The sequence below is a fragment of the Achromobacter sp. 1011791174 genome (genome assembly GCF_059760925.1).
Window position 1 is genome coordinate 20,444 of the sequence record NZ_JCBANH010000019.1, and the last position, 18,719, is coordinate 39,162.

Consider the following 18,719-nt stretch of genomic DNA (forward strand, 5'->3'; position numbering starts at 1 on the left):
GCAAAGCCCGCGTCTTGAGCATCGGCCATCCGCCCGCGAAAGCGGGCTCGCCGCCCCCGGCCGAAGCGCCCCCGGCCGACGCTCGCTTGCCCTTGTCGCGCATTTCACGGCAATGCATTAGGATGCACGAATGACCAAGACATACGCATCGACGGCCGGCGCTACGGCCCCGAAAAGCTGGGGCTGGGAACAGCCTGGCTGCCGGGGTCCGGCGGCGCTGGCCCTTTTCATCGACGACCTGCATCGCATCCTGCAGGAACACGCGGCCGGCAAACTGGCTTCGTGCAGCACGCTGGCGGACGCCCAGTCCCAGGTGGACGCGCTGCTCGCGCGCTACAACGACATCGCCCGCGCGCCGGAAGTGTTCCAGGGGCAGTCCGTCGAACTGAAAGAAGGCGTGGACCGCAGCGGCGTGTCCCACACCGTGCCTATTTTTTCGCCGCGCCTGAAGCAATCGCTGGTGTCGATGCTGGGCGGCAAGCCCAGCTGACACCACCACGCCCGCCAACCTGAACGGCTTGAGAGGGAGACCGCAAGATGAATACGGATAACGTCGTGGAATTTCTGCGCCAGCTGTCGCTGGACGTGTCGCTGGGCGCCGCCGCCCAGCAGGCCGCGAGCCAGCGCGACGCGCCGCTGGCGCTGGCGCGCCTGGCCACGGCGCACGGGCTGCCTTGCAGCGCGGCCGACTGGTCCGCATTCACCCGTGGCTGCCTGGACGAATCCAACGCCAGCCTGACCGACATCGAGGCCGCGGACGCGGTGATCTGGCAGCTGGTTCAGGATCCGGGCCAGGGTTCCCGCGTGGAAGCCAGTTCGGTTACCCGGGTCATCGGCATCCTGGCCCAGGACGGCGCGCCGCCCGTGGTCGGCCAGGTGGTCAGCGACCTGGCCCCGCGCGCCGCGCCGGCGAGTCCGTCCATCCTCACCAGTTCCTGAAGCCTCAATCCCCGCGTGGCGCGCCCAGGTAGGCCGCCACGCCATCCGCCACCGCCAGCCCGCCCGCCATGCAGGCAGTCAGCAGATAGCCGCCGGTGGGCGCCTCCCAATCCAGCATTTCGCCAACGCAGAACACGCCGGGCATGGCGCGCAGCATCAGGCCCGGCGTCAGCGCATCGAAGCTCACGCCCCCCGCCGTGCTGATCGCCTCGTCGATCGGACGCGCGCGCTGCAACGGCACCGGCAGCGCCTTGATGCGCACGCCCAGCAGGGCGGGATCGCGCAGCGCCTGCTCGCCCGCGCATTCGCGCAGCAAGCCCGCCTTCACGCCGGTCAGGCCCAGCCGGCTCTGCAAATGGCTGGACAGCGAACGCGAGCCGCGCGGATGCGTCACCGCCGCCATCACTTTTTCCTGCGGCCAGTCTGGCAGCAGATCCAGCACCGCGGTCGCGCGGCCATCGGCCTGCAGGCGATCGCGCAACGCCGCCGACAGCGCATAGACCAGGCTGCCCTCGATGCCGCTGCGCGTGACCACGAACTCGCCCTGCCGCGCCTTCGCGTCATCGCCGCAGCGCATGGACACCGGCTTGACCGGCTGGCCCGCGTAGCGCTCGCGGAAATGTTCCGACCAGTCCACGTCGAACCCGCAATTGGCCGGCCGCAACGGCGCCACGGCAACGCCGCGCGCACGCAGGCCCGGCGCCCAGGCGCCATCCGAACCGAGGCGGGCCCAGCTGCCGCCGCCCAGGGCCAGCACGACGGCATCGGCCGAGGCGCGACGCTCGCCCTCGGGCGTATCGAAACGCAGATCCGCGGCGCCGCCCGCCGCATCCTCGGGCCAGCCCAGCCAGCGGTGCCGCATGTGAAAGCGCAGGCCGGCCGCGCGCAGCCGCGCCAGCCAGGCGCGCAGCAGGGGCGCGGCCTTCATTTCCTCGGGGAACACGCGGCCCGACGTGCCGACGAAGGTGCGCACGCCCAGGCCATGCGCCCAGTCGCGCAAGGCGGCGGCATCCATCCGCGCCAGCCATGGCGCGACCTGCGCGGCGCGATCGCCATAGCGGGCCAGGAACGGCCCGGCCGGCTCGCTGTGCGTCAGGTTCAATCCGCCCCGGCCCGCCATCAGGAACTTCCGGCCGACCGACGGCATGGCGTCATACACATCCACGCTGCAGCCCCGGGCGGCCAGACCCTCGGCCGCCATCAGGCCGGCAGGACCGCCGCCGATCACGGCCACGCGCCCGGGCCTGGCGTCGCCCGTCACCACGCTCATCGTCCCGCCCCCGCGCGTCCGTCGCGAGCGACGAACGCCCGCGAGCAGTCATGGCGGAACAGGCACGGAAATGCGGAGCAACGTGGCGGAATCATGGCGTGGGAAAAACAAAAAAAAGCGCCGCGGGCGTCGCGGCGGCTGCGATTGTCGCATGGGGGTGGTGAACAGGGACCGGGCGCCGGATCGGACACTTATTGAGCGCCGGCGCCAAGCCCTTGTTATTACGTCACTATTTACACATGCACAGCGGCTATCCCAAGGCTTTTCCACAACCGCTGTGGGCAACTCGTCAGGCCCGCGCCGCCTGCATGGGGCCGCCCCAGGGCTCGGCGTCGAGTTCGAAACGGATCTCCTGGTAGTCGCCGTCCACCGCCACGGTGCGCAGCAGGCCCGCGCCCAGCGCCTGTCCGAGCGCCCGCCTGCACAGCGTCTCGGGATCGTCGGCCAGCGACTGGAACACGCCGTCCGGTATGCGCAGGCGCAGCAGCGCCAGGGGGTCGCCGCCATCGGCCGGCCTGCCGATATGAATATGGGCGGGATAGCCGTGCGGGCACCAGATGCCCACGTGATACTTGCCTGCATCGCCCGTGTCGGCGACATAACCGGGATGATCGTATTTTGCAGTACCCATGCACCCTCCTTGTTCGCGGCCAAGCCGCAGGCTGGAACCATGGTAGCTCAGCACCGCCCCGCCGTGCGCCCGCAAGGTATCGGGGAAACTCCGGACCACGCTTGCGCTTGACCTGGCGCAAGCGGCGAGGCAGCCGGGGACCCGCGACGCGCGTGCTAGGATGGCCCGCCACCCGCGCGCCCTGCACGGCGCGCGCCCATGACACGACTGGAGTTCCGCCTGATGGTGAAGATCGCCGACATCGGCAATTTCGAGACCGTGCCGCCGTTCGTGGCGGCGCTGCTGGCGGGCGACGTCGCCGCGCTGGACAGCGCCCTGGCCGAAGGCTGCGATATCGAGACCGCCATCGTGCTGGGCCCGCACACCAGGGAACCCCCGCTCATGCTGGCGCTGGCCGCCCATGCCACCGCGTCCGTGCACTGGCTGGTCGAGCGCGGCGCCGACCTGAACCGCGCGGACGCGCCCGCGTTTCCGCTGGCCGCCCGCTACGGCACGCCGGACCTGATGCGGTATCTGGCGGCCCACGGCGCCGACATCCACGCCCGGCGCAAGGTCGGCGGCGACGCCTACCAGCAGGCGCTGTACGGAAAGAAGCTCAAGCACCTGCCGGTCATCGAGGCGCTCGGGCACACCGTGGCCATGCATGGCGGGGAAGCCTTCCGCTCGGCGGTATTCAATCGCAACCGGCAGGCGGTGGATTTCTTTCTCGCGCATGGCGTGGACATCAATTTCCGCGCCCGCGACCAGGTGTTCTCCGATAGCGCGACGCCCCTGCTGGTGGCCGCCCGCAATCGCGACCTGAACCTGTGCCGCCTGCTGGTGGAGCATGGCGCGGACGTATCGCTGAGCAATCGCGACGGCGACCGCCCCTATACCGTCGCGGTCGAGCAGGACGACGCGGCGCTGGCGGCGTACTTCAAATCGCTGGAACCCCCGGAATTGCACAGCCTGGCCAACCGGCTGCATGAACTCAAGCCCTACAAGCTGCCGCCGGACCTGCTCGATTTCCTGCAAGGCGCGCAGCGACGCATCGAACTGCCGGACTGCGATTTCGGTTTCGTGGAGTTCTTCGCGCTGACGGACACGGTGCCGATGCAGGCCGGCCGCAAGAAGGTGCTGCGCCTGAGCCGCTCGTCCGGCGATTATTCCGACACCCTACTGGTCTGGAATCCCAAGACCCGGCGCATCGGCTACTGGGATATCGAACACGAGGAGTACGGCGATATCGCCACGTTCCAGGATTTCCTGGCGGAGCCGGCCCTGCACATGAATCGCGTCGCCGACGGCGAGTACTCGGAATGACGGCAACGCAAGCGGCTCATCCAGGCGATGAGCCTAAGCCGAGCGCCTGCGCGCGGGCATTGCTTGATCATCGCCCGGCGGCATGAGCCTGCGCGGACCGGTTCCGCCCGGGACGACGCGAAGGACAAGCTGGCCCTGGCCGGAACGCGGATAGCAAAAAGCCCCGACGCTTGCGCATTCGGGGCTTTTTATCGCGCGGCCATCAAATGGCGACGCTGCTGAAACTGGTTGCGGGGGCAGGATTTGAACCTACGACCTTCGGGTTATGAGCCCGACGAGCTGCCAGACTGCTCCACCCCGCGTCTGATGTGTGAATCATACATCATTTTGAAATGTTGTGCAGCGCATCGACTCCGCCCCCGGTTTTTTGACGCGCCGCGACGCCCGTCAGCAGCGCCAGCCCACCCCGCAGCAGATGCCCCAGACGGGCCATCCAGCCCGGCGGATTCAGGCATACCAGCTGGGCGGCGCCGATGGCGGTGATGCGCAACACGCCGCCGTGCCCCACGCCCTGCGCCTCGCCCGCATTCAGGCGCAGCGGCGGGCACGGCGCGCCGTTTTCGGCCAGGCGCGGCGCATCGATGAGCAGGCTGCCGCTCAGGCAGACGATGTTGGCGCCGGCCCGCAGCAGGAATGTCCGCGAGGCGCCGCTGGCCAGATCCAGGCGCGTCGTGTGCGGCCCGGGCGGGGAATTGGGGTTCATGATCATCTCCTGTCGATGCTGACAGGCTACGCCGGCCCTGCTATGCGCAACAGCCACACATCCCGGCTTTCTGTACCGATGCAGAAGCTCGATTTCCTTGCTGTTATGGTGTACTTTGGCTGCATCTGTGCCTAGCCGCCATCCACACACGGGGAGCATGATCGGCGCATGGAATCGCAACCGCTCTATCTCCGCCTGGCCAATCACTACCGGCGCGCCATCCAGAACGGCGTGCTTGCGCCGGACCAGCGCATGCCCTCGGTCCGCACCCTGGTCCGCACCCACCATGTCAGCCTGTCCACGGCGCTGCAGGCCTGCCGCCTGCTGGAAGACGACGGCCTGATCGAGGCGCGGCCGCGTTCCGGCTATTTCGTGCTCAAGCCCCGGCGCAACGGCATACCGCCGGTGGCCGAGCCGGACATCCGGCAGGCGCTGGGCGCCGCCCAGTACGTGGGCATCCACGACCGCGTCTCTGACTTCATCGCCAAATGCGAGGCCCATCCTGTCAGCGCCAACTTCGCGCTGGCGGCGGCCGTGCCCGAGGCCTACCCCATGGAAGAGCTGAAGCAGGCGATGATCCGCGCCCTGCGGCAATCGCCACAGATGCTGGTCAGTCCGGTGCCGCCGCAGGGGCATCCCGAACTGCGCGCCGTGCTGGCCCGCCGCGCGCTGGCCAACGGCATCAACGCCAGCGCCGATGATGTCATCGTCACGCATGGCTGCATCGAGGCGCTGAACCTGGCGCTGCGCGCGGTCGCGCGGCCGGGCGACACGATCGCGGTGGAATCGCCCTGCTACTTCGGCCTGCTGCAGATCCTGGAAAGCCTGGGCATGCGCGCGCTGGAAATCCCCACCAGCCCGCAGCATGGCCTGTCGATCGAGGCGCTGGACCTGGCCTTCCAGACCCACGGCAACATCCGCGCCGTGGTGGTCGTGCCGAACTTCCAGAATCCGCTGGGCTGCGTGATGCCGGACGCGGAAAAAGCCCGGCTGGTGGCGCTGTGCGAACGCCAGCAGGTGCCGCTGATCGAGGATGACACCTATGGCGCGCTGACCGACGATGACGCACCGCTGCCCGCGGCCAAGTCCTGGGACCCTACCGGCAACGTGATCTATTGCGCGTCCCTGCACAAGACGCTGGCGCCGGGCATGCGGCTGGGCTGGCTGCTGGGCGGGCGCTGGAAGGCGCGCATCGCCATGCTGAAATTCGCGCAAAGCCGTCCCAACGAACCGCTGGCGCAGATCGCCGTGGCCGACTACCTGGGATCGCGCGCCTATGACCGGCACCTGATCCGGCTGCGGCGCGAACTGAAAACGCAACGTGACCGCAGCGCCGAACTCATCGCCTCGCACTTTCCGCCTGGCACGCGCCTGAGCATGCCTCGCGGCGGCATGCTGCTGTGGGTCGAGATGCCCGGCGGCCGTTCCGGCATGCGCGTGTTCGAAGAGGCATTGCGTCAGGGCATACGCGTAGCGCCGGGAGCGATGTTCTCCAACAGCGGCCGCTACGAACACTTCCTGCGCATCAGCTGTGGCCAGCGCCACACGCCCGAGATCGACCGCGCCCTGCTCACGCTGGCGCGCATCGTCGAAGCGGGGCGGGCGTGACGCGCGCCCCTGGGAGGCCCTCGCCATGAGCCCGGCGCTGCACGAGTTCATCGCCAACTACGGCCTGTGGGCGGTCCTGGGCGGCACGCTGCTCGAAGGCGAAAGCGTAGTGGTGTTCGCCGGATTCCTGGCGCACCAGCACCTGCTGCGCCTGCCGGGCGTGATGCTGTGCGCCTTCGCCGGCTCGCTGATCGCCGACCAGGCGCTGTTCTACCTGGGCCGGCGCTGGCGCGATCACAGGCTGGTGCTGCGGCTGCGCGCCAAGCCGGCCTTCGCCAAGGCGCTGGCGGCGGTGGACCGGCATCCCGACGGCTTCATCCTCAGCCTGCGCTTCCTGTACGGGCTGCGCACGGTGGGACCGATCGCGCTGGGCGTGTCGAACGTGCCGGCGCCGCGCTTCCTGGTGCTCAACGTGGTGGCGGCGGCCATCTGGGCCGTGTGCTTCAGCCTGCTGGGCTATCTGTTCGGACAGACCATCGAGTCGCTGCTGGGGCGGCTGCATGGCGTCGAAACCAAGCTCGCGGCCGCGCTGGCCGTGGCGGCGGTGGTGTGGCTGGTCCATCGCTGGCTGGCGAAACGCCGCCGCTGATGAAGCGGAAGGCGCCATGCCTTGACCGTCCAGGGCGACTCAGGCGCGCCCCCTCACACCAGCAACCTGCCGCCGACCCGCAGCACATGGCGGCGGCGGGCCTTGCGATACCAGCCGCCGATCAACGGCAGCAGCGCCAGGCGGCGCAGGATGGGATGGCGCTGGTCGAAGTCATGCCAGGCCTTGAAGTCATGCTCCAGGCGCTCCCAGCTCTGGCGCGCCTCGGGAGAGAGTTTGCCGGGGTCGAACGCCGCCAGCTTTGCCGCTTCCGAGATCCTGGCGTAGGACGCCCGGCCCGGTGTTTCCAATCGATACTGATTCCGCATGGGGGCGCATATTACCCGGCTTGAGGCCCGCATGGCGGCTCCCTCTGGCGCCCGGCCGACGCCATTGTTGAGCAGTGCGGTCAAGCGCTTGTAATGAAAGGGTTTTTCCAGGCTGTACCCGCACTATCCCAAGGCTTGTCCACAAAAGATGTGGGTAACTATGCCGCGTGGCTGCGGCAGGGCCGGGCCAGGGACAGCGGCCGTGGATCCGGCGCGCCGCGCCATCACTTGAGCGCGGCCACGATCTGGTCGCGCACGCTCTCGAACCCGGCCACGTACTGCGGGTTCTCGGAACGGGCCAGCAGACTGGAATAGTTCTGCTCCAGCTGCGCCTCGATGGCCTCGCGCAGACCGGGCGAGGACTTGGCCAGATGCAGCATCGACAGCAGCGTCGCGTTCAAGGCGTCGATGCGTCCGCCCTGGTGGGAAATGGTGTGGACGATGACGGCGATTTGTTCCTGGATATCCATGGCGCTTGCTCCTGGCGGTATTGGGGTCGGCGCAAATCCTAGCACGGCGCCCGGCGCCGGCCGGCCCCCTGGGCAAGGCCGCGATGCCGCGCTAGCATGAACACGGCGCGGCCGGGCCCGCAGCGGCCGCAAGGCTAGTGTGCTGTCCCGTACGTCCGCATGACGAAATTCATCCTGCGGGACAGCACACCAGGCATGGAGGCGCGCATGAAGACGATCCAGAACTATCTTCCCCCGGATGCCCAGGCGCTGCGGCGCCTGCAGGACAGGCTGGGCCATGGCGACGCGCAAATGGCCGAACTGGCCGGACTGGACGCGGCCGTCCCCTGGCGCAGCTACATCGGCGGCCCCGAGCCGCGCGCCCTGGGTCGCCAGCGGCTGTTCTACATGATGGCGCGCCAGGTGCTGGACGAAGCCCAGTGGCGGCGCGTGCTGGCGGCGATGCGCGAGGCCGGCGCTCGCTTCGACTACGACGATCCCGCGCCCGCCAGCGCCCCGGCATCCGGCGATCCCGCGCCGCCCGAGGCCGCCGAGGAGCACAAATTCGGCATGCTGCTGGTCAGCGGCGGCGGCGCCTTCCACGAAATGGAGCAGCTGCGCGAGTTCGCGCACTTCGCCCACGAGGCCGGCGTCAGCGGCCTGGTGCGCCGGGCCTACTACGACAGCGGCATCGACCTGTGCCGCTTCACGCTGGCCGACGATCCCACGACCGGCGAAGCGGCGCGCGATCGCATCTTCGATGCCGCGCGCAAGACCATCACCCGCTTCGAATTCGGCGGTCGCATCTACCAGGGCGGCATCCCGCCGGAGTCGGATGGCTGAACCGGGCGGGCCGAGGCAGCGTCGCGCGCCTGGGCCCGCCCGGACGCGCCCGGACGATCGGGATCGCAGCCGCGCCAGGCGCATTGACGCGCGCCGGCCCGCCCTGTAAGTTCGTCACTCCGCCCGGCACCGGCCGGCCGCCAGCGACGTTTCCGCGCATGAACGAACGACTCGACGCCATAGACCGGCAACTGCTCAGCCTGCTGCAGGCCAACGCGCGCGAACCCGCCGCGATCCTCGCGCGCAAGCTCGGGCTGGCCCGCACCACCGTGGTGGCACGCATCGCGCGGCTGGAACGCGAGCATGTGGTCGCGGGATACGGCGTGCGGCTGGGCCGCCTGCTCGAAGAAGCCGCGGTGCGAGCCTACTGCTTCATCAGCGTGCTGCCCAAGACGCCCGCCGCCGTGATCCGCGAGCTGGAGCGCATGCCCGAGGTCGAGGAAGTATCCTCGGTCAGCGGCCCCTACGACTACCTGATCTTCCTGCGCTGCGAAACGCATGAGCAGCTCGACGCGCTGCTGGACCGCATCGGCCTGATCGACGGCGTCAAGCAGACGCAGACGTCCATCGTGCTGAGCCGCAAGGTCGACCGCCGCAGCGCCGTGGCCGCGCCCTGAGGCCATCGGCGCGGTCATTGGCCGCGCCGGACGCCGCGCGGCGCGGCCCGCGCCGTGTTGTAATCTGGGAAACACTCCCAACCGGACATTCCATCCCCATGCTCGCACGCCTTGCTCCCGCCGCCGCCCTGCTCGTTCTGCTGTCCGCCTGCGCGGGCATGAGCGAAGTGACGCAGGTCGACAAGCACACCTACAGCGTCACCAACAGCGCGGGCGCGCGCTGGCTGACCTGGGTCGAGCTGAAGAACCAGACCCTGCAGCGCGCCGATGAATACTGCCAGTCGATCAACAGCAAGCTGGTCAAGCCCAAGATCACATCCAACAGCGCCACCGGCCTGACGCCCAAACGCGCGACCGTGACCTTCGAATGCGCCGCCGTCGAGCCCAAGGACAACGGCAACGGGAAGACGCAGCAGTAAGCCGCCGGCGCTCCCGGGTGTAGCATTTGCCCAAGCAAGCCTTTCCCTACGCATATCGTGAACACCAAGCTGCCCGTGGGCATCACCATGGGCGATGCCGCCGGCATCGGCCCTGAAATCGTCGTCCAAGCCTGTGCGCAGGGCCTGCGCGCGCCGCATGTGGTGTACGGCGACGCCGGCGCGCTGCGCCGCGCGACCGCCGCGCTGGGCGCGCGCCTGGACGTGGTCGAGATCACTTCGCCCGCCCAGGCCAGCCTGCGCGCCGGCCTGATCGAGGTCATCGGCCGCGGTCCTGCCCTGCCCGCCGACCTGCCGCCCGGGCAACTCAGCGCCCAGGCCGGACGCGGCGCCTACGACTACGTCTGCGCCGCCATCGACGACGCCCAGGCGGGCGCCATCCGCGCCATCGTCACCGCGCCGCTGAACAAGCATTCCATGCACCTGGCCGGCATCGACTATCCCGGCCATACCGAGATCCTGGCCGAACGCTCCGGCACGACGGACTTCGCCATGATGCTCGCCAATGACGAGCTGCGCGTGCTGCTGGTGACCATCCACGTGGCGCTGGCCGACGTCATCGCGCGCATCACGCCGCAGGCCGAGCTGAGCGCGCTGCGCCTGGCCGACCGGGCCTGTCGCCAGATGGGCATCGCGCGGCCGCGCGTGGCGGTCGCGGGCCTGAATCCGCACGCCGGCGAAGGCGGCAAGTTCGGCCGCGAGGAAATCGAGGTCATCGAGCCCGCCATCGCCCAGGCCCGCGCCGAGGGCATCAATGCCAGCGGTCCCTGGCCGGGCGACACCATCTTCATGCGCGCGCGGCGCGGCGAGTTCGACATCGTGGTGGCGCAATACCACGACCAGGGCCTGATCCCCGTGAAGTACCTGGGCCTGGACCATGGCGTCAACGTCACGGTGGGCCTGCCCTTCGTGCGCACCAGCGTGGACCATGGCACGGCATTCGACATCGCCGGCAAGGGCGTGGCCGACCACGCCTCGCTGGTCGCCGCCTTCGACCTGGCGCTGGCGATGACGCCATAGCGGCGCGCCTCGCCCCGTGGACACCGGCGGAGCCGGCGCCGGCGACGCCCCGCCTTGCGGGACTACAATACGGACCTCGCGGCGGCCCCTGTGGCCGCCGGCCTTTTTCCCCCGTCACGTCCCCATGCAACGCCTCGCACGCCTCCTGCCCGACCGCTTCACCCTCTACCTGATCTGCACCGTCATCATCGCCAGCATCGTGCCCGCGCACGGCAAGGGCGTGGCCGTGTTCGGCTGGATCACCAATATCGCGGTCGGCCTGCTGTTCTTCCTGCATGGCGCGCGCCTGTCGCGCGAGGCCGTCATCGCCGGGCTGACGCACTGGAAGCTGCACCTGACCATCTTCTCGGCCACGTTCCTGATGTTTCCGCTGCTGGGCCTGGCGCTCAAGCCGGTGTTGGAGCCGCTGGTCACGCCCGAGCTGTACCTGGGCATCCTGTTCCTGTGCTGCCTGCCCGCCACGGTGCAATCGGCGATCGCGTTCACATCCATGGCGCGCGGCAACGTGCCGGCGGCCGTGTGCAGCGCGTCGGCATCGAGCCTGCTCGGCATCTTCCTCACACCGCTGCTGGTGGGCACGGTAGTGGCCAACGCCGGCAGCGCGCCGATCTCGTTCGACGCCGTGCTCAAGATCATGCTGCAACTGCTGCTGCCCTTCGTGCTGGGCCAGTTCGCGCGCCGCTGGATCGGCGCCTGGGTGCACCGGCGCAAGGCCATGCTGAAGTTCGTGGACCAGGGCTCGATCCTGCTGGTGGTGTACACCGCCTTCTCCGAAGCCATCAACGAAGGCCTGTGGAGCAGCACGCCGCTGCCGGCGCTGGCCGGGCTGGTGGCGGCCTGCGCGCTGATCCTGGCGCTGGCGCTGGGCCTGTCGACGCTGGCCGGCAAGGCGCTGGGCTTCAACATCGAAGACCGCATCACCCTGCTCTTCTGCGGCTCCAAGAAAAGCCTGGCCAGCGGCATCCCGATGGCCCAGGTGCTGTTCGCGGGCCATGCGGTGGGCGCCATCGTGCTGCCGCTGATGCTGTTCCACCAGATCCAGCTGATGGTCTGCGGCGTGCTGGCCGCGCGCTACGGCAAGCGGCCGGAAACCTCGGCCTGACCATCGCATCCGATCATCGCGCCTGACCGCAAGCGCCGGGCCGCCAACTGTGCGCGACGCCGCCGCCGCGCGTGGCCCTATCTGACCTTTCGGCTTGCCGCAAGTCCCTGGTCGCGCTCGCGCTCATCGAATGCCTCCCTGGCAGCGTCGATGTCCGAAAGGTGCTTGCTTGCCCACATTCCCAGCGCCGTCACCGGCTCGGTGAGCGAGCAGCCCAGTGGCGTCAATTCATATTCCACATGCGGCGGCATCACCGCGATGACGGTACGCTTGATGAGGCCGTCACGCTCAAGTCCGCGCAGGCACAGGGTCAGCATCCGCTGTGATATGCCGTTGATGGCGCGCTTGATTTCAGTGAAACGGCGGGGGCCGTCGGCCAGGAGCATGATGATGAGGACGCTCCACTTCTCTCCGACCCGCGCCAGTACCTGGCTGATCTTCTGACAGTCCGCATCCTGTAGATCGTGGGGTGGGCGGGTCACATTTTCTATACCGCGTTCCATTCGTGTGCCTTATTGTCAGCCCTTGAAGGGGTAGTTACATTGCTAGCCTCAGTCACAATTTTATACTGTGAGGTCTGGCAATGGCACTTCTTCATGCCGCTACCGATACCCCGACGATCGACCCGGTCGTCCGGCCGATCGCGCTGCGCACCCGCGGCCGCGGTCATGGGCCGATCACCCGCCTGATGAGCCCGTCGGACGCGGGCCAGCTGGTCAAGCCTTTCGTGTTCCTCGACCTGTTCGACGCAAGCCGGGACACCGTGCGCGCCATGGCCGACATGCCCCTGCACCCGCACTCAGGCATCGCCACCGTGACGGTACCGGTCGAAGGCGAGTTCCGCTACGACGACCCCGCCAGCGGCGCCTCCGGCACGCTCGGATACGGCGGCGTGGAATGGATGCGCGCCGGCAACGGCATCTGGCACGGCAAGGAACTCTCCGCAGCCGGCTCGCCCCGCATCCTGGGCTTCCAGCTCTGGCTGGCCCTGCCCGCCGAGCTTGAGAACGGCGAACCCGAGAGCCGCTATCTGGAAGCCACGCACACGCCCCAGAGCGGCCCCGCCCGGGTCATTGTCGGCCAGTACGAAGGCATGCAAAGCCCGGTGCCGGCGCCGCCAGGCATCAATTACCTGCTCGTCACGCTGCGTCCCGGCGAGCGCTGGACCTACCAGCCTCCCGCCGGACATTCCATCGCCTGGCTGGCGCTCGCCAAAGGCGCCGTCGACGCGGGTGATGCGCTCACGGCGGGCGAAATGGCGGTCTTCGGCCCCGGGGAAGATCCGATCGCGCTCACGGCGTCGGGCACGGATGGGGCCGTCTTCGTCCTGGGCTCCGCCGTGCCGCATCCGCACCCCCTGTACCTGGGCTCTTACTCGGTGCACACCTCGGCGCAAGCGCTGGAAATGGGTGAGCGCCGCATTGCCGAACTCGGGCTCAGGCTCAAGCAAGCCGGGGATAGGCGCACGGCATCCGGAACGATCCCGGTGTTCCGCTGACAGCCCCGGCAGCCACCATGGCCGCGTCCTGATCAGCGGCGGCATGGGCGGGCATTCCACGAGCGGCTTCAAGCATCAGGCCAAGCCGCTACTCACTTGGCAACCATGAGGATTTCATCATGAGCACACTGTTCGATTCCATCCAGGTCGGTCGCTATCGCCTGGCAAACCGCCTGGCCATGGCGCCGATGACCCGCTCCCGCGCCCAATTCGACGGAACGCCGGGCGCGCTCTCGGCGACCTACTACGCGCAGCGGGCCAGCGTGGGCCTGATCATCACCGAAGGCACGCAGCCTTCGGCCGACGGCCAGGGCTATCTGGCCACGCCCGGCATCTACACCGACGCGCATGTCGCGGGCTGGCAAGACACGACGGACGCCGTGCACGCCGAGGGCGGCCGCATTTTCATCCAGCTCATGCATGTCGGCCGCATGTCGCATCCGGAAAACACGCCGCACCAGCGCCAAGGCGTTGCGCCATCGGCCATCGCTCCCGGCACGGACATGTACACCGCCAAGGGCATGCAGGCCATCCCGGCGCCGCGCGCGCTGACCCTCCCGGAAATCCGCCAGACCGTCGCCGACTTCGCCTTGGCCGCGCGCCGCGCCGTCGAAGCAGGCGCGGACGGCGTTGAAATCCACGGCGCGAACGCCTATCTGGTCCAGCAGTTCCTTGCGCCCAGCGCGAACAGCCGCGCCGACGCATACGGCGGCGCCATCGCCAACCGCGCCCGCTTCGCCATCGAGGTCGCGCAGGCGGTCGCCGCCGAGATCGGCGCCGACCGCACGGCCATCCGCCTGTCGCCCGGCAACACGATGTGGGGAATCGACGAAGGCCCCGAAGGACCAGACCTGTACCGATACCTGGTCGGGGAGCTGGACAAGTTGGGGCTGGCCTACCTGCACATCATGCATCTGGGCAACGATCCCCTGCTCGCTGATCTGCGCAGGCTCTGGAAGAACGCGCTGATCGTCAACCGCCCGGGCCGGCCGCGCGATCAGGTGGGCGCGGATGTCGCGTCCGGCGTGGCCGATCTGGAAGCCTACGGCACGATGGTCCTGGCCAACCCCGATTTTGTCGAGCGGATCAAGACCAATGCGCCGTTGAACGCGCCGCGCCAGGAAGGCTTCTATGGCGGCACGGCCCAGTTCTATACCGACTATCCGACGCTGACGGAAAACCAGCCGGCCTGAGGACGGCAAGCGCGAGTCGCGGCAGCGCGCCCGCGCTGCCCGCGACAACCTGGCGGGCGCCTTCCGCCAACAAAAAAACCACGCCTCGGCGTGGTTTCCTGTTCCAGCATCAGGGCCGGGCCCGCTCAGTACATGTCCTTCGGCTGCGCGCCGGAGAAGTTCAGGAAGCGCGTGCTGGAGCCCTGGAAGGTCAGGCGCACGGTGCCGATGGGACCGTTACGCTGCTTGCCGATGATGATCTCGGCCGTGCCCTTGTCCGGCGAATCGGGGTTGTAGACCTCGTCGCGGTAGATGAACAGGATCACGTCGGCGTCCTGTTCGATGGCGCCCGATTCGCGCAGATCGCTCATCACGGGGCGCTTGTTGGGGCGTTGTTCCAGGCTGCGGTTCAGCTGCGACAGCGCGATCAGCGGACAGTTCAGCTCCTTGGCCAGGCCCTTGAGCGAACGGCTGATTTCCGACACTTCGGTGGCCCGGTTCTCGCCCGAACCGTTGCCCGACATCAGCTGCAGGTAGTCGATGATGATCAGGCCGAGCTGGCCGCACTGGCGCGCCAGGCGCCGCGCGCGGGCGCGCACTTCCATGGGGCTGAGCGCGGGCGATTCGTCGATGTAGACCTGCGCGTCCTGCATCAGCTGCACCGCGTGGGTCACGCGCGGCCAGTCCTCGGCGATCAGCTTGCCGGTACGCATGCGGTGCTGGTCCAGCAGGCCGACCGAACCCAGCATACGCATGGCCAGCTGCACCGCGCCCATTTCCATGGAGAACACCGCCACGGGCAGGCCCTGCTCGATGGCGACGTGCTCGCCGATGTTCATCGAGAACGAGGTCTTGCCCATCGAGGGACGGCCCGCGACGATGATCAGGTCGCCGCCCTGCATGCCGGACGTCATCTTGTCCAGATCGGTGAAGCCCGTGGGCACGCCGGTCACGTCGGAACTGCCTTCGCGGTGATAGAGCTCGTCGATGCGCTCGACCACCTGCGTCAGCAGCGGCTGGATTTCCTGGAAGCCGGCCGCGCCGCGCGCCCCTTCCTGCGCGATCTGGAAGACCTTGGATTCGGCTTCGTCCAGCAGCTGGCGCGCTTCCTTGCCCTGCGGGTTCATGGCCGCCGACGAGATCTCGTCGGCGATCGACACCAGCTTGCGCAGCATGGCGCGCTCGCGCACGATCTCACCGTAGCGGCGGATGTTCGCGGCCGACGGCGTGTTGTGCGCCAGGGCGTTCAGGTAGGCCAGCCCGCCCGCGTCCTCGGCCTTGCCGGCGCTGACCAGCGACTCGTTCACCGTGATCACGTCGGCCGGACGGGCCAGGCCGATCAGGCGCGCGATGTGATGCCAGATGAGACGGTGGTCGTGGCGGTAGAAGTCTTCCTCGATCAGGACGTCGGCGATGCGGTCCCAGGCGCTGTTGTCCAGCAACAGGCCGCCCAGCACCGACTGCTCCGCCTCGATGGAATGGGGGGGAACGCGCAGGTATTCGAGCTGGGAATCGGCAGGATTGGTCATGGCTTCAAAAGTAAAGGCTGCAAGATATCCGCGACGCGGAAAAAGCCCTGCACGTCGCGCGACGGCAGCCGGCCCAGCAGCGGGCGCAGCGGCGCGGCGATGACGCGCAGCACGCGCGCCAGCCGCCTCAGGCATTTTTTGACTTCGGCGTCGGGGTGATGCTCGAAATAGACGTCCAGCGCCAGTTTACCGAGCGAGCGGCCCACGTCATCGGGCAGCGTGCGCAGCGACGTGATCGAGGCCAGCATCTGGAACAGATCATAAGCCTGGGTCAGCGGACGCGACAGGGCCGAACCGATGTTCTCTTCGAAGTCGATGCGCCACAGCTCGCCTTCGCGCAGCGTGATGTTGCGGATCTGCGCGCCGCCGTGCCACAGCCCGCGCGCGTGAAAGGCCGCCAGATCCGCCGCGGCGGCGCGAGCCAGCCACAGGCGCGTGGTGGAATCCTCGTTGCGGATCAGGTCCGCCAGGTCTTCGCCCACGTATTCCAGCACCAGCAGGCCCCGCTCCCGCCACCAGACTTCCGGCACGCGGCAGCCGGCCTGCAACAGCGCCGACAGCCGTTCGGCCTCGTGCTCGAGGCCGTTCCGAAGCACCACGCCGGGGCGGGGAAACTCGCCCAGGAACAGCTTGCAGCCCAGGCCCAGGAACAGGGCGCGCGCGTAGCGCAGCGCATATGACAGGCCGCCGCCCAGGCTGGGCCGACGCCGCTTGATGACACAGCGCACGCCATCTATGGTCACTTCCCGCACCGAGGGCTCGCGCGACGCGTCCACGCTGTCTAGCCAGGCGCGCAGGCCGGGCGGCGCGTTGTGGTGAACGGGCGGCTGTGTCAATGGATCCTCGAGATGGAACGGCGGGCGGGAACGCCGGAATGCGCGCGGTCTGCGGCCAAAGCCCGACAGGCTACACGCTTTGATGCAAATGCAAAAAGAAAAAAAGCCGGCGCGCGGGCCGGCTTTTTTTCAGCGAAGCCGTCCTGGAATCAGGACAGGTCGCCCTCGACCAGAACGGTCACGTCGGACACGACGTCGGCGTGCAGAGCGACCTGGATCGGGTACTCGCCGATGGCCTTCAGGTGGCCGTTGGGCAGGCGGACCTGGGCCTTTTCGACCGCGAAGTCAGCCTTCTTCAGACCTTCGGCGATGTCGCCGTTGGTCACGGAACCGAACAGGCGGCCGTCGACGCCAGCCTTCTGGACGATCTTCAGCTGGTAGCCGTTCAGGCGCTCGCCCAGGGCTTGGGCAGCGGCCAGCTTCTCGGCTTGCAGCTTTTCCAGTTCAGCGCGGCGGGCTTCGAATTCCTTCAGGGCGGCGTCGGTGGCACGACGGGCCTTCTTCTGGGGGATCAGGAAGTTGCGGGCATAGCCGTCGCGCACGCGCACGACTTCGCCCAGGTTACCCAGGTTGACGACTTTTTCGAGCAGAATGACTTGCATTTTCAGTGCCCCGGATTAGTTGTGGTTGTCGGTGTAAGGCAACAGAGCCAGGAAGCGCGCGCGCTTGATGGCGGTGTCCAGCTGACGCTGGTAGATAGCCTTGGTGCCGGTCAGACGAGCCGGGATGATCTTGCCGTTTTCTTGCACGAAGTCGCGCAGGGTGTCCAGATCCTTGTAATCGATCTCTTCGACGCCGGCGGCGGTGAAGCGGCAGAACTTGCGACGCTTGAACAGCGGGTTCTGCTGCGTGAACTTGCGTTTTTCCTTGCGTTTTCCGAAGAAAGCCATGATGTGTACCTCTATGTTTGAGGGGCCTGGCCATGCCGTCGGCCCCATAACCTATCCGTTTGTCAGAAGGCGCTATGCGCCCCGTTCCTGTCCCGTCATGCCACCAGCGGATCGTGCCCTGCACTGCCGCCGGTCTTGCGCGCTTGCTGCAAATGCAGCTTGACCTTCACCGAATCCTTGCGGGTCGGGGCCAGAAAGCCCACTACCTGCAGTTCGGTGCCCAGCGCGATGCCCTTGAGCATCAGTGCCAGGTCGCCCAGCGCAACGGCCTGAAGCGTGAGTTCGACGCGGCGCGGAAGGCCTGCCTCGATCACTTCGGACTCGTGCGCCAGCAGCAATTCCAGCGCGGGCAATCCAGCGGGAGTGTGGCGCAAAGGCTCGCATTCGAGAACGCGGGCGCTGAGTTCCAGTCTATTCATCCTGCCGGTGCCTGTCGGACTTGCGCGGGTGCGGTCGCGCTAGCCCTGCTTACTCAGCCTGGGCGGCAGCGGCTTCAGCCGACGCCTTGCGGGCTTCCTCGCGCTCGACCGACTTCATCATGATCGAGGGGGTGGTCTGGGCCTTCTTGGTCTTGATGACCAGGTGGCGCAGCACGGCGTCGTTGTAGCGGAACGAGTGCTCCAGCTCATCCAGCGTGGCTTGGCCGCACTCGATGTTCAGGCAGACGTAGTGAGCCTTGACGAGCTTCTGGATCGGGTAGGCCAGTTGACGGCGGCCCCAGTCTTCCAGGCGATGGATCGAGCCGCCTTGGCCCGTGACCAGCGCTTGGTAACGCTCGACCATGGCGGGCACTTGCTCGCTTTGGTCGGGGTGAACGATAAACACCACTTCGTAGTGACGCATGAGTAAAACTCCTTGAGGATGTCCTGCTCGCCTGGCTTCGCCATTCAGCGCGCTTTTCAACGCGCTTGAAAGTGAAACGCCAAGCTTGCAAGGGGCAGCCCGCTGCTCAAAAACA

24 protein-coding genes and 1 tRNA gene are annotated in these 18,719 nt (G+C 68.0%); 12 read left to right on the top strand and 13 right to left on the bottom strand.

The features are described from left to right. The first annotated feature begins 130 nt into the window (after positions 1–130). Positions 131–490 carry a hypothetical protein gene (locus AC6LJ5_RS09485; protein WP_103273451.1) on the top strand — a complete coding sequence of 120 codons (360 nt, stop codon included), beginning with the start codon at positions 131–133 and terminating at the stop codon, positions 488–490. 47 nt (positions 491–537) lie between these two features. Continuing rightward, on the top strand, positions 538–939 hold the full coding sequence (locus AC6LJ5_RS09490) for a hypothetical protein (protein ID WP_103273450.1): 402 nt from the start codon (positions 538–540) through the stop codon (positions 937–939). 4 nt (positions 940–943) lie between these two features. On the opposite strand, the gene AC6LJ5_RS09495 is transcribed toward AC6LJ5_RS09490, so the two are convergent. Both AC6LJ5_RS09495 and AC6LJ5_RS09500 read right to left on the bottom strand, forming a co-directional pair. After that, the gene (locus AC6LJ5_RS09495) at positions 944–2,209 is read right to left on the bottom strand and encodes a TIGR03862 family flavoprotein (RefSeq protein ID WP_498140331.1); all 1,266 of its coding nucleotides are present in this window, start codon (positions 2,207–2,209) and stop codon (positions 944–946) included. A 289-nt stretch (positions 2,210–2,498) separates the two neighbouring features. Continuing rightward, on the bottom strand, positions 2,499–2,840 hold the full coding sequence (locus AC6LJ5_RS09500) for a hypothetical protein (protein ID WP_103273448.1): 342 nt from the start codon (positions 2,838–2,840) through the stop codon (positions 2,499–2,501). A gap of 198 nt (positions 2,841–3,038) precedes the next feature. Between AC6LJ5_RS09500 and AC6LJ5_RS09505 the strand changes: the two genes are divergently transcribed. Then, positions 3,039–4,142 (top strand): ankyrin repeat domain-containing protein, encoded by a 1,104-nt coding sequence (locus AC6LJ5_RS09505; RefSeq protein ID WP_498140332.1) that lies wholly within the window; start codon positions 3,039–3,041, stop codon positions 4,140–4,142. Positions 4,143–4,367: 225 nt separating this feature from the next. On the opposite strand, the gene AC6LJ5_RS09510 is transcribed toward AC6LJ5_RS09505, so the two are convergent. Further along, positions 4,368–4,444: transfer RNA gene (locus AC6LJ5_RS09510), tRNA-Met, on the bottom strand. 20 nt (positions 4,445–4,464) lie between these two features. Beyond that, positions 4,465–4,845 carry a hypothetical protein gene (locus tag AC6LJ5_RS09515; RefSeq protein ID WP_103273446.1) on the bottom strand — a complete coding sequence of 127 codons (381 nt, stop codon included), beginning with the start codon at positions 4,843–4,845 and terminating at the stop codon, positions 4,465–4,467. A gap of 168 nt (positions 4,846–5,013) precedes the next feature. On the opposite strand from AC6LJ5_RS09515, the gene AC6LJ5_RS09520 reads away from it, so the two are divergent. After that, positions 5,014–6,453 carry an aminotransferase-like domain-containing protein gene (locus AC6LJ5_RS09520; protein WP_103273445.1) on the top strand — a complete coding sequence of 480 codons (1,440 nt, stop codon included), beginning with the start codon at positions 5,014–5,016 and terminating at the stop codon, positions 6,451–6,453. A gap of 25 nt (positions 6,454–6,478) precedes the next feature. Beyond that, a complete protein-coding gene (locus AC6LJ5_RS09525; RefSeq protein WP_103273444.1) occupies positions 6,479–7,042 on the top strand; it encodes a DedA family protein in 564 nt (187 codons plus the stop codon). Between the two features lie 53 nt (positions 7,043–7,095). Here AC6LJ5_RS09525 and AC6LJ5_RS09530 read toward each other — a convergent pair whose 3' ends face one another. Both AC6LJ5_RS09530 and AC6LJ5_RS09535 read right to left on the bottom strand, forming a co-directional pair. Continuing rightward, positions 7,096–7,368, bottom strand: a complete 273-nt coding sequence (locus AC6LJ5_RS09530; RefSeq protein WP_498140333.1) for a hypothetical protein — start codon at positions 7,366–7,368, stop codon at positions 7,096–7,098. Between the two features lie 224 nt (positions 7,369–7,592). Beyond that, positions 7,593–7,838 carry a hypothetical protein gene (locus tag AC6LJ5_RS09535; protein ID WP_103273442.1) on the bottom strand — a complete coding sequence of 82 codons (246 nt, stop codon included), beginning with the start codon at positions 7,836–7,838 and terminating at the stop codon, positions 7,593–7,595. Positions 7,839–8,045: 207 nt separating this feature from the next. Here AC6LJ5_RS09535 and AC6LJ5_RS09540 point away from each other — a divergent pair, with 207 nt between their 5' ends. The 5 genes from AC6LJ5_RS09540 to AC6LJ5_RS09560 all read left to right on the top strand — a co-directional run bounded on the left by AC6LJ5_RS09540 (position 8,046) and on the right by AC6LJ5_RS09560 (position 11,836). After that, positions 8,046–8,660, top strand: a complete 615-nt coding sequence (locus AC6LJ5_RS09540; RefSeq protein ID WP_103276378.1) for a hypothetical protein — start codon at positions 8,046–8,048, stop codon at positions 8,658–8,660. Between the two features lie 158 nt (positions 8,661–8,818). Continuing rightward, positions 8,819–9,277 (top strand): Lrp/AsnC family transcriptional regulator, encoded by a 459-nt coding sequence (locus tag AC6LJ5_RS09545; protein WP_103273441.1) that lies wholly within the window; start codon positions 8,819–8,821, stop codon positions 9,275–9,277. Between the two features lie 98 nt (positions 9,278–9,375). Then, the gene (locus AC6LJ5_RS09550) at positions 9,376–9,696 is read left to right on the top strand and encodes a hypothetical protein (protein ID WP_392409609.1); all 321 of its coding nucleotides are present in this window, start codon (positions 9,376–9,378) and stop codon (positions 9,694–9,696) included. Positions 9,697–9,753: 57 nt separating this feature from the next. Beyond that, complete coding sequence (pdxA, locus tag AC6LJ5_RS09555; RefSeq protein WP_498140334.1) at positions 9,754–10,734, top strand: 4-hydroxythreonine-4-phosphate dehydrogenase PdxA; 981 nt, start codon at positions 9,754–9,756, stop codon at positions 10,732–10,734. 124 nt (positions 10,735–10,858) lie between these two features. Further along, positions 10,859–11,836: a bile acid:sodium symporter family protein gene (locus AC6LJ5_RS09560; protein WP_498140335.1), complete on the top strand. Its 978-nt coding sequence runs from the start codon at positions 10,859–10,861 to the stop codon at positions 11,834–11,836. Positions 11,837–11,913: 77 nt separating this feature from the next. On the opposite strand, the gene AC6LJ5_RS09565 is transcribed toward AC6LJ5_RS09560, so the two are convergent. Beyond that, complete coding sequence (locus tag AC6LJ5_RS09565; RefSeq protein WP_498140336.1) at positions 11,914–12,339, bottom strand: winged helix-turn-helix transcriptional regulator; 426 nt, start codon at positions 12,337–12,339, stop codon at positions 11,914–11,916. Positions 12,340–12,419: 80 nt separating this feature from the next. Here AC6LJ5_RS09565 and AC6LJ5_RS09570 point away from each other — a divergent pair, with 80 nt between their 5' ends. Both AC6LJ5_RS09570 and AC6LJ5_RS09575 read left to right on the top strand, forming a co-directional pair. After that, positions 12,420–13,334, top strand: coding sequence for a pirin family protein (locus tag AC6LJ5_RS09570; protein ID WP_498140337.1), 915 nt, complete (start codon positions 12,420–12,422; stop codon positions 13,332–13,334). Positions 13,335–13,453: 119 nt separating this feature from the next. Next, positions 13,454–14,527, top strand: coding sequence for an alkene reductase (locus tag AC6LJ5_RS09575; protein WP_498140338.1), 1,074 nt, complete (start codon positions 13,454–13,456; stop codon positions 14,525–14,527). A gap of 125 nt (positions 14,528–14,652) precedes the next feature. Here AC6LJ5_RS09575 and AC6LJ5_RS09580 read toward each other — a convergent pair whose 3' ends face one another. The 6 genes from AC6LJ5_RS09580 to rpsF form a co-directional block, all read right to left on the bottom strand. Beyond that, positions 14,653–16,035, bottom strand: coding sequence for a replicative DNA helicase (locus AC6LJ5_RS09580; RefSeq protein WP_103273437.1), 1,383 nt, complete (start codon positions 16,033–16,035; stop codon positions 14,653–14,655). Next, positions 16,032–16,871 carry an RIO1 family regulatory kinase/ATPase domain-containing protein gene (locus AC6LJ5_RS09585; RefSeq protein WP_103273436.1) on the bottom strand — a complete coding sequence of 280 codons (840 nt, stop codon included), beginning with the start codon at positions 16,869–16,871 and terminating at the stop codon, positions 16,032–16,034. The genes AC6LJ5_RS09580 and AC6LJ5_RS09585 overlap by 4 nt, the downstream gene beginning before the upstream one ends. 149 nt (positions 16,872–17,020) lie before the next feature. Continuing rightward, positions 17,021–17,473 (bottom strand): 50S ribosomal protein L9, encoded by a 453-nt coding sequence (gene rplI / locus AC6LJ5_RS09590; protein ID WP_103273435.1) that lies wholly within the window; start codon positions 17,471–17,473, stop codon positions 17,021–17,023. Between the two features lie 15 nt (positions 17,474–17,488). Next, on the bottom strand, positions 17,489–17,761 hold the full coding sequence (gene rpsR / locus AC6LJ5_RS09595) for a 30S ribosomal protein S18 (RefSeq protein WP_006218308.1): 273 nt from the start codon (positions 17,759–17,761) through the stop codon (positions 17,489–17,491). A 95-nt stretch (positions 17,762–17,856) separates the two neighbouring features. Continuing rightward, positions 17,857–18,180: a primosomal replication protein N gene (gene priB / locus AC6LJ5_RS09600; RefSeq protein WP_103273434.1), complete on the bottom strand. Its 324-nt coding sequence runs from the start codon at positions 18,178–18,180 to the stop codon at positions 17,857–17,859. A 49-nt stretch (positions 18,181–18,229) separates the two neighbouring features. Beyond that, the gene (gene rpsF / locus AC6LJ5_RS09605; protein ID WP_063952835.1) at positions 18,230–18,604 is read right to left on the bottom strand and encodes a 30S ribosomal protein S6; all 375 of its coding nucleotides are present in this window, start codon (positions 18,602–18,604) and stop codon (positions 18,230–18,232) included. Positions 18,605–18,719: the final 115 nt, after the last annotated feature.

Bases quoted from the DNA above. Each gene is read 5' to 3' on its own strand.
- AC6LJ5_RS09485 (WP_103273451.1), top strand. From the start codon at position 131: ATGACCAAGACATACGCATCGACGGCCGGCGCTACGGCCCCGAAAAGC.
- AC6LJ5_RS09490 (WP_103273450.1), top strand. From the start codon at position 538: ATGAATACGGATAACGTCGTGGAATTTCTGCGCCAGCTGTCGCTGGAC.
- AC6LJ5_RS09495 (WP_498140331.1), bottom strand. From the start codon at position 2,209: ATGAGCGTGGTGACGGGCGACGCCAGGCCCGGGCGCGTGGCCGTGATC.
- AC6LJ5_RS09500 (WP_103273448.1), bottom strand. From the start codon at position 2,840: ATGGGTACTGCAAAATACGATCATCCCGGTTATGTCGCCGACACGGGC.
- AC6LJ5_RS09505 (WP_498140332.1), top strand. From the start codon at position 3,039: ATGACACGACTGGAGTTCCGCCTGATGGTGAAGATCGCCGACATCGGC.
- AC6LJ5_RS09515 (WP_103273446.1), bottom strand. From the start codon at position 4,845: ATGAACCCCAATTCCCCGCCCGGGCCGCACACGACGCGCCTGGATCTG.
- AC6LJ5_RS09520 (WP_103273445.1), top strand. From the start codon at position 5,014: ATGGAATCGCAACCGCTCTATCTCCGCCTGGCCAATCACTACCGGCGC.
- AC6LJ5_RS09525 (WP_103273444.1), top strand. From the start codon at position 6,479: ATGAGCCCGGCGCTGCACGAGTTCATCGCCAACTACGGCCTGTGGGCG.
- AC6LJ5_RS09530 (WP_498140333.1), bottom strand. From the start codon at position 7,368: ATGCGGAATCAGTATCGATTGGAAACACCGGGCCGGGCGTCCTACGCC.
- AC6LJ5_RS09535 (WP_103273442.1), bottom strand. From the start codon at position 7,838: ATGGATATCCAGGAACAAATCGCCGTCATCGTCCACACCATTTCCCAC.
- AC6LJ5_RS09540 (WP_103276378.1), top strand. From the start codon at position 8,046: ATGAAGACGATCCAGAACTATCTTCCCCCGGATGCCCAGGCGCTGCGG.
- AC6LJ5_RS09545 (WP_103273441.1), top strand. From the start codon at position 8,819: ATGAACGAACGACTCGACGCCATAGACCGGCAACTGCTCAGCCTGCTG.
- AC6LJ5_RS09550 (WP_392409609.1), top strand. From the start codon at position 9,376: ATGCTCGCACGCCTTGCTCCCGCCGCCGCCCTGCTCGTTCTGCTGTCC.
- AC6LJ5_RS09560 (WP_498140335.1), top strand. From the start codon at position 10,859: ATGCAACGCCTCGCACGCCTCCTGCCCGACCGCTTCACCCTCTACCTG.
- AC6LJ5_RS09565 (WP_498140336.1), bottom strand. From the start codon at position 12,339: ATGGAACGCGGTATAGAAAATGTGACCCGCCCACCCCACGATCTACAG.
- AC6LJ5_RS09570 (WP_498140337.1), top strand. From the start codon at position 12,420: ATGGCACTTCTTCATGCCGCTACCGATACCCCGACGATCGACCCGGTC.
- AC6LJ5_RS09575 (WP_498140338.1), top strand. From the start codon at position 13,454: ATGAGCACACTGTTCGATTCCATCCAGGTCGGTCGCTATCGCCTGGCA.
- AC6LJ5_RS09580 (WP_103273437.1), bottom strand. From the start codon at position 16,035: ATGACCAATCCTGCCGATTCCCAGCTCGAATACCTGCGCGTTCCCCCC.
- rplI (WP_103273435.1), bottom strand. From the start codon at position 17,473: ATGCAAGTCATTCTGCTCGAAAAAGTCGTCAACCTGGGTAACCTGGGC.
- rpsR (WP_006218308.1), bottom strand. From the start codon at position 17,761: ATGGCTTTCTTCGGAAAACGCAAGGAAAAACGCAAGTTCACGCAGCAG.
- priB (WP_103273434.1), bottom strand. From the start codon at position 18,180: ATGAATAGACTGGAACTCAGCGCCCGCGTTCTCGAATGCGAGCCTTTG.
- rpsF (WP_063952835.1), bottom strand. From the start codon at position 18,604: ATGCGTCACTACGAAGTGGTGTTTATCGTTCACCCCGACCAAAGCGAG.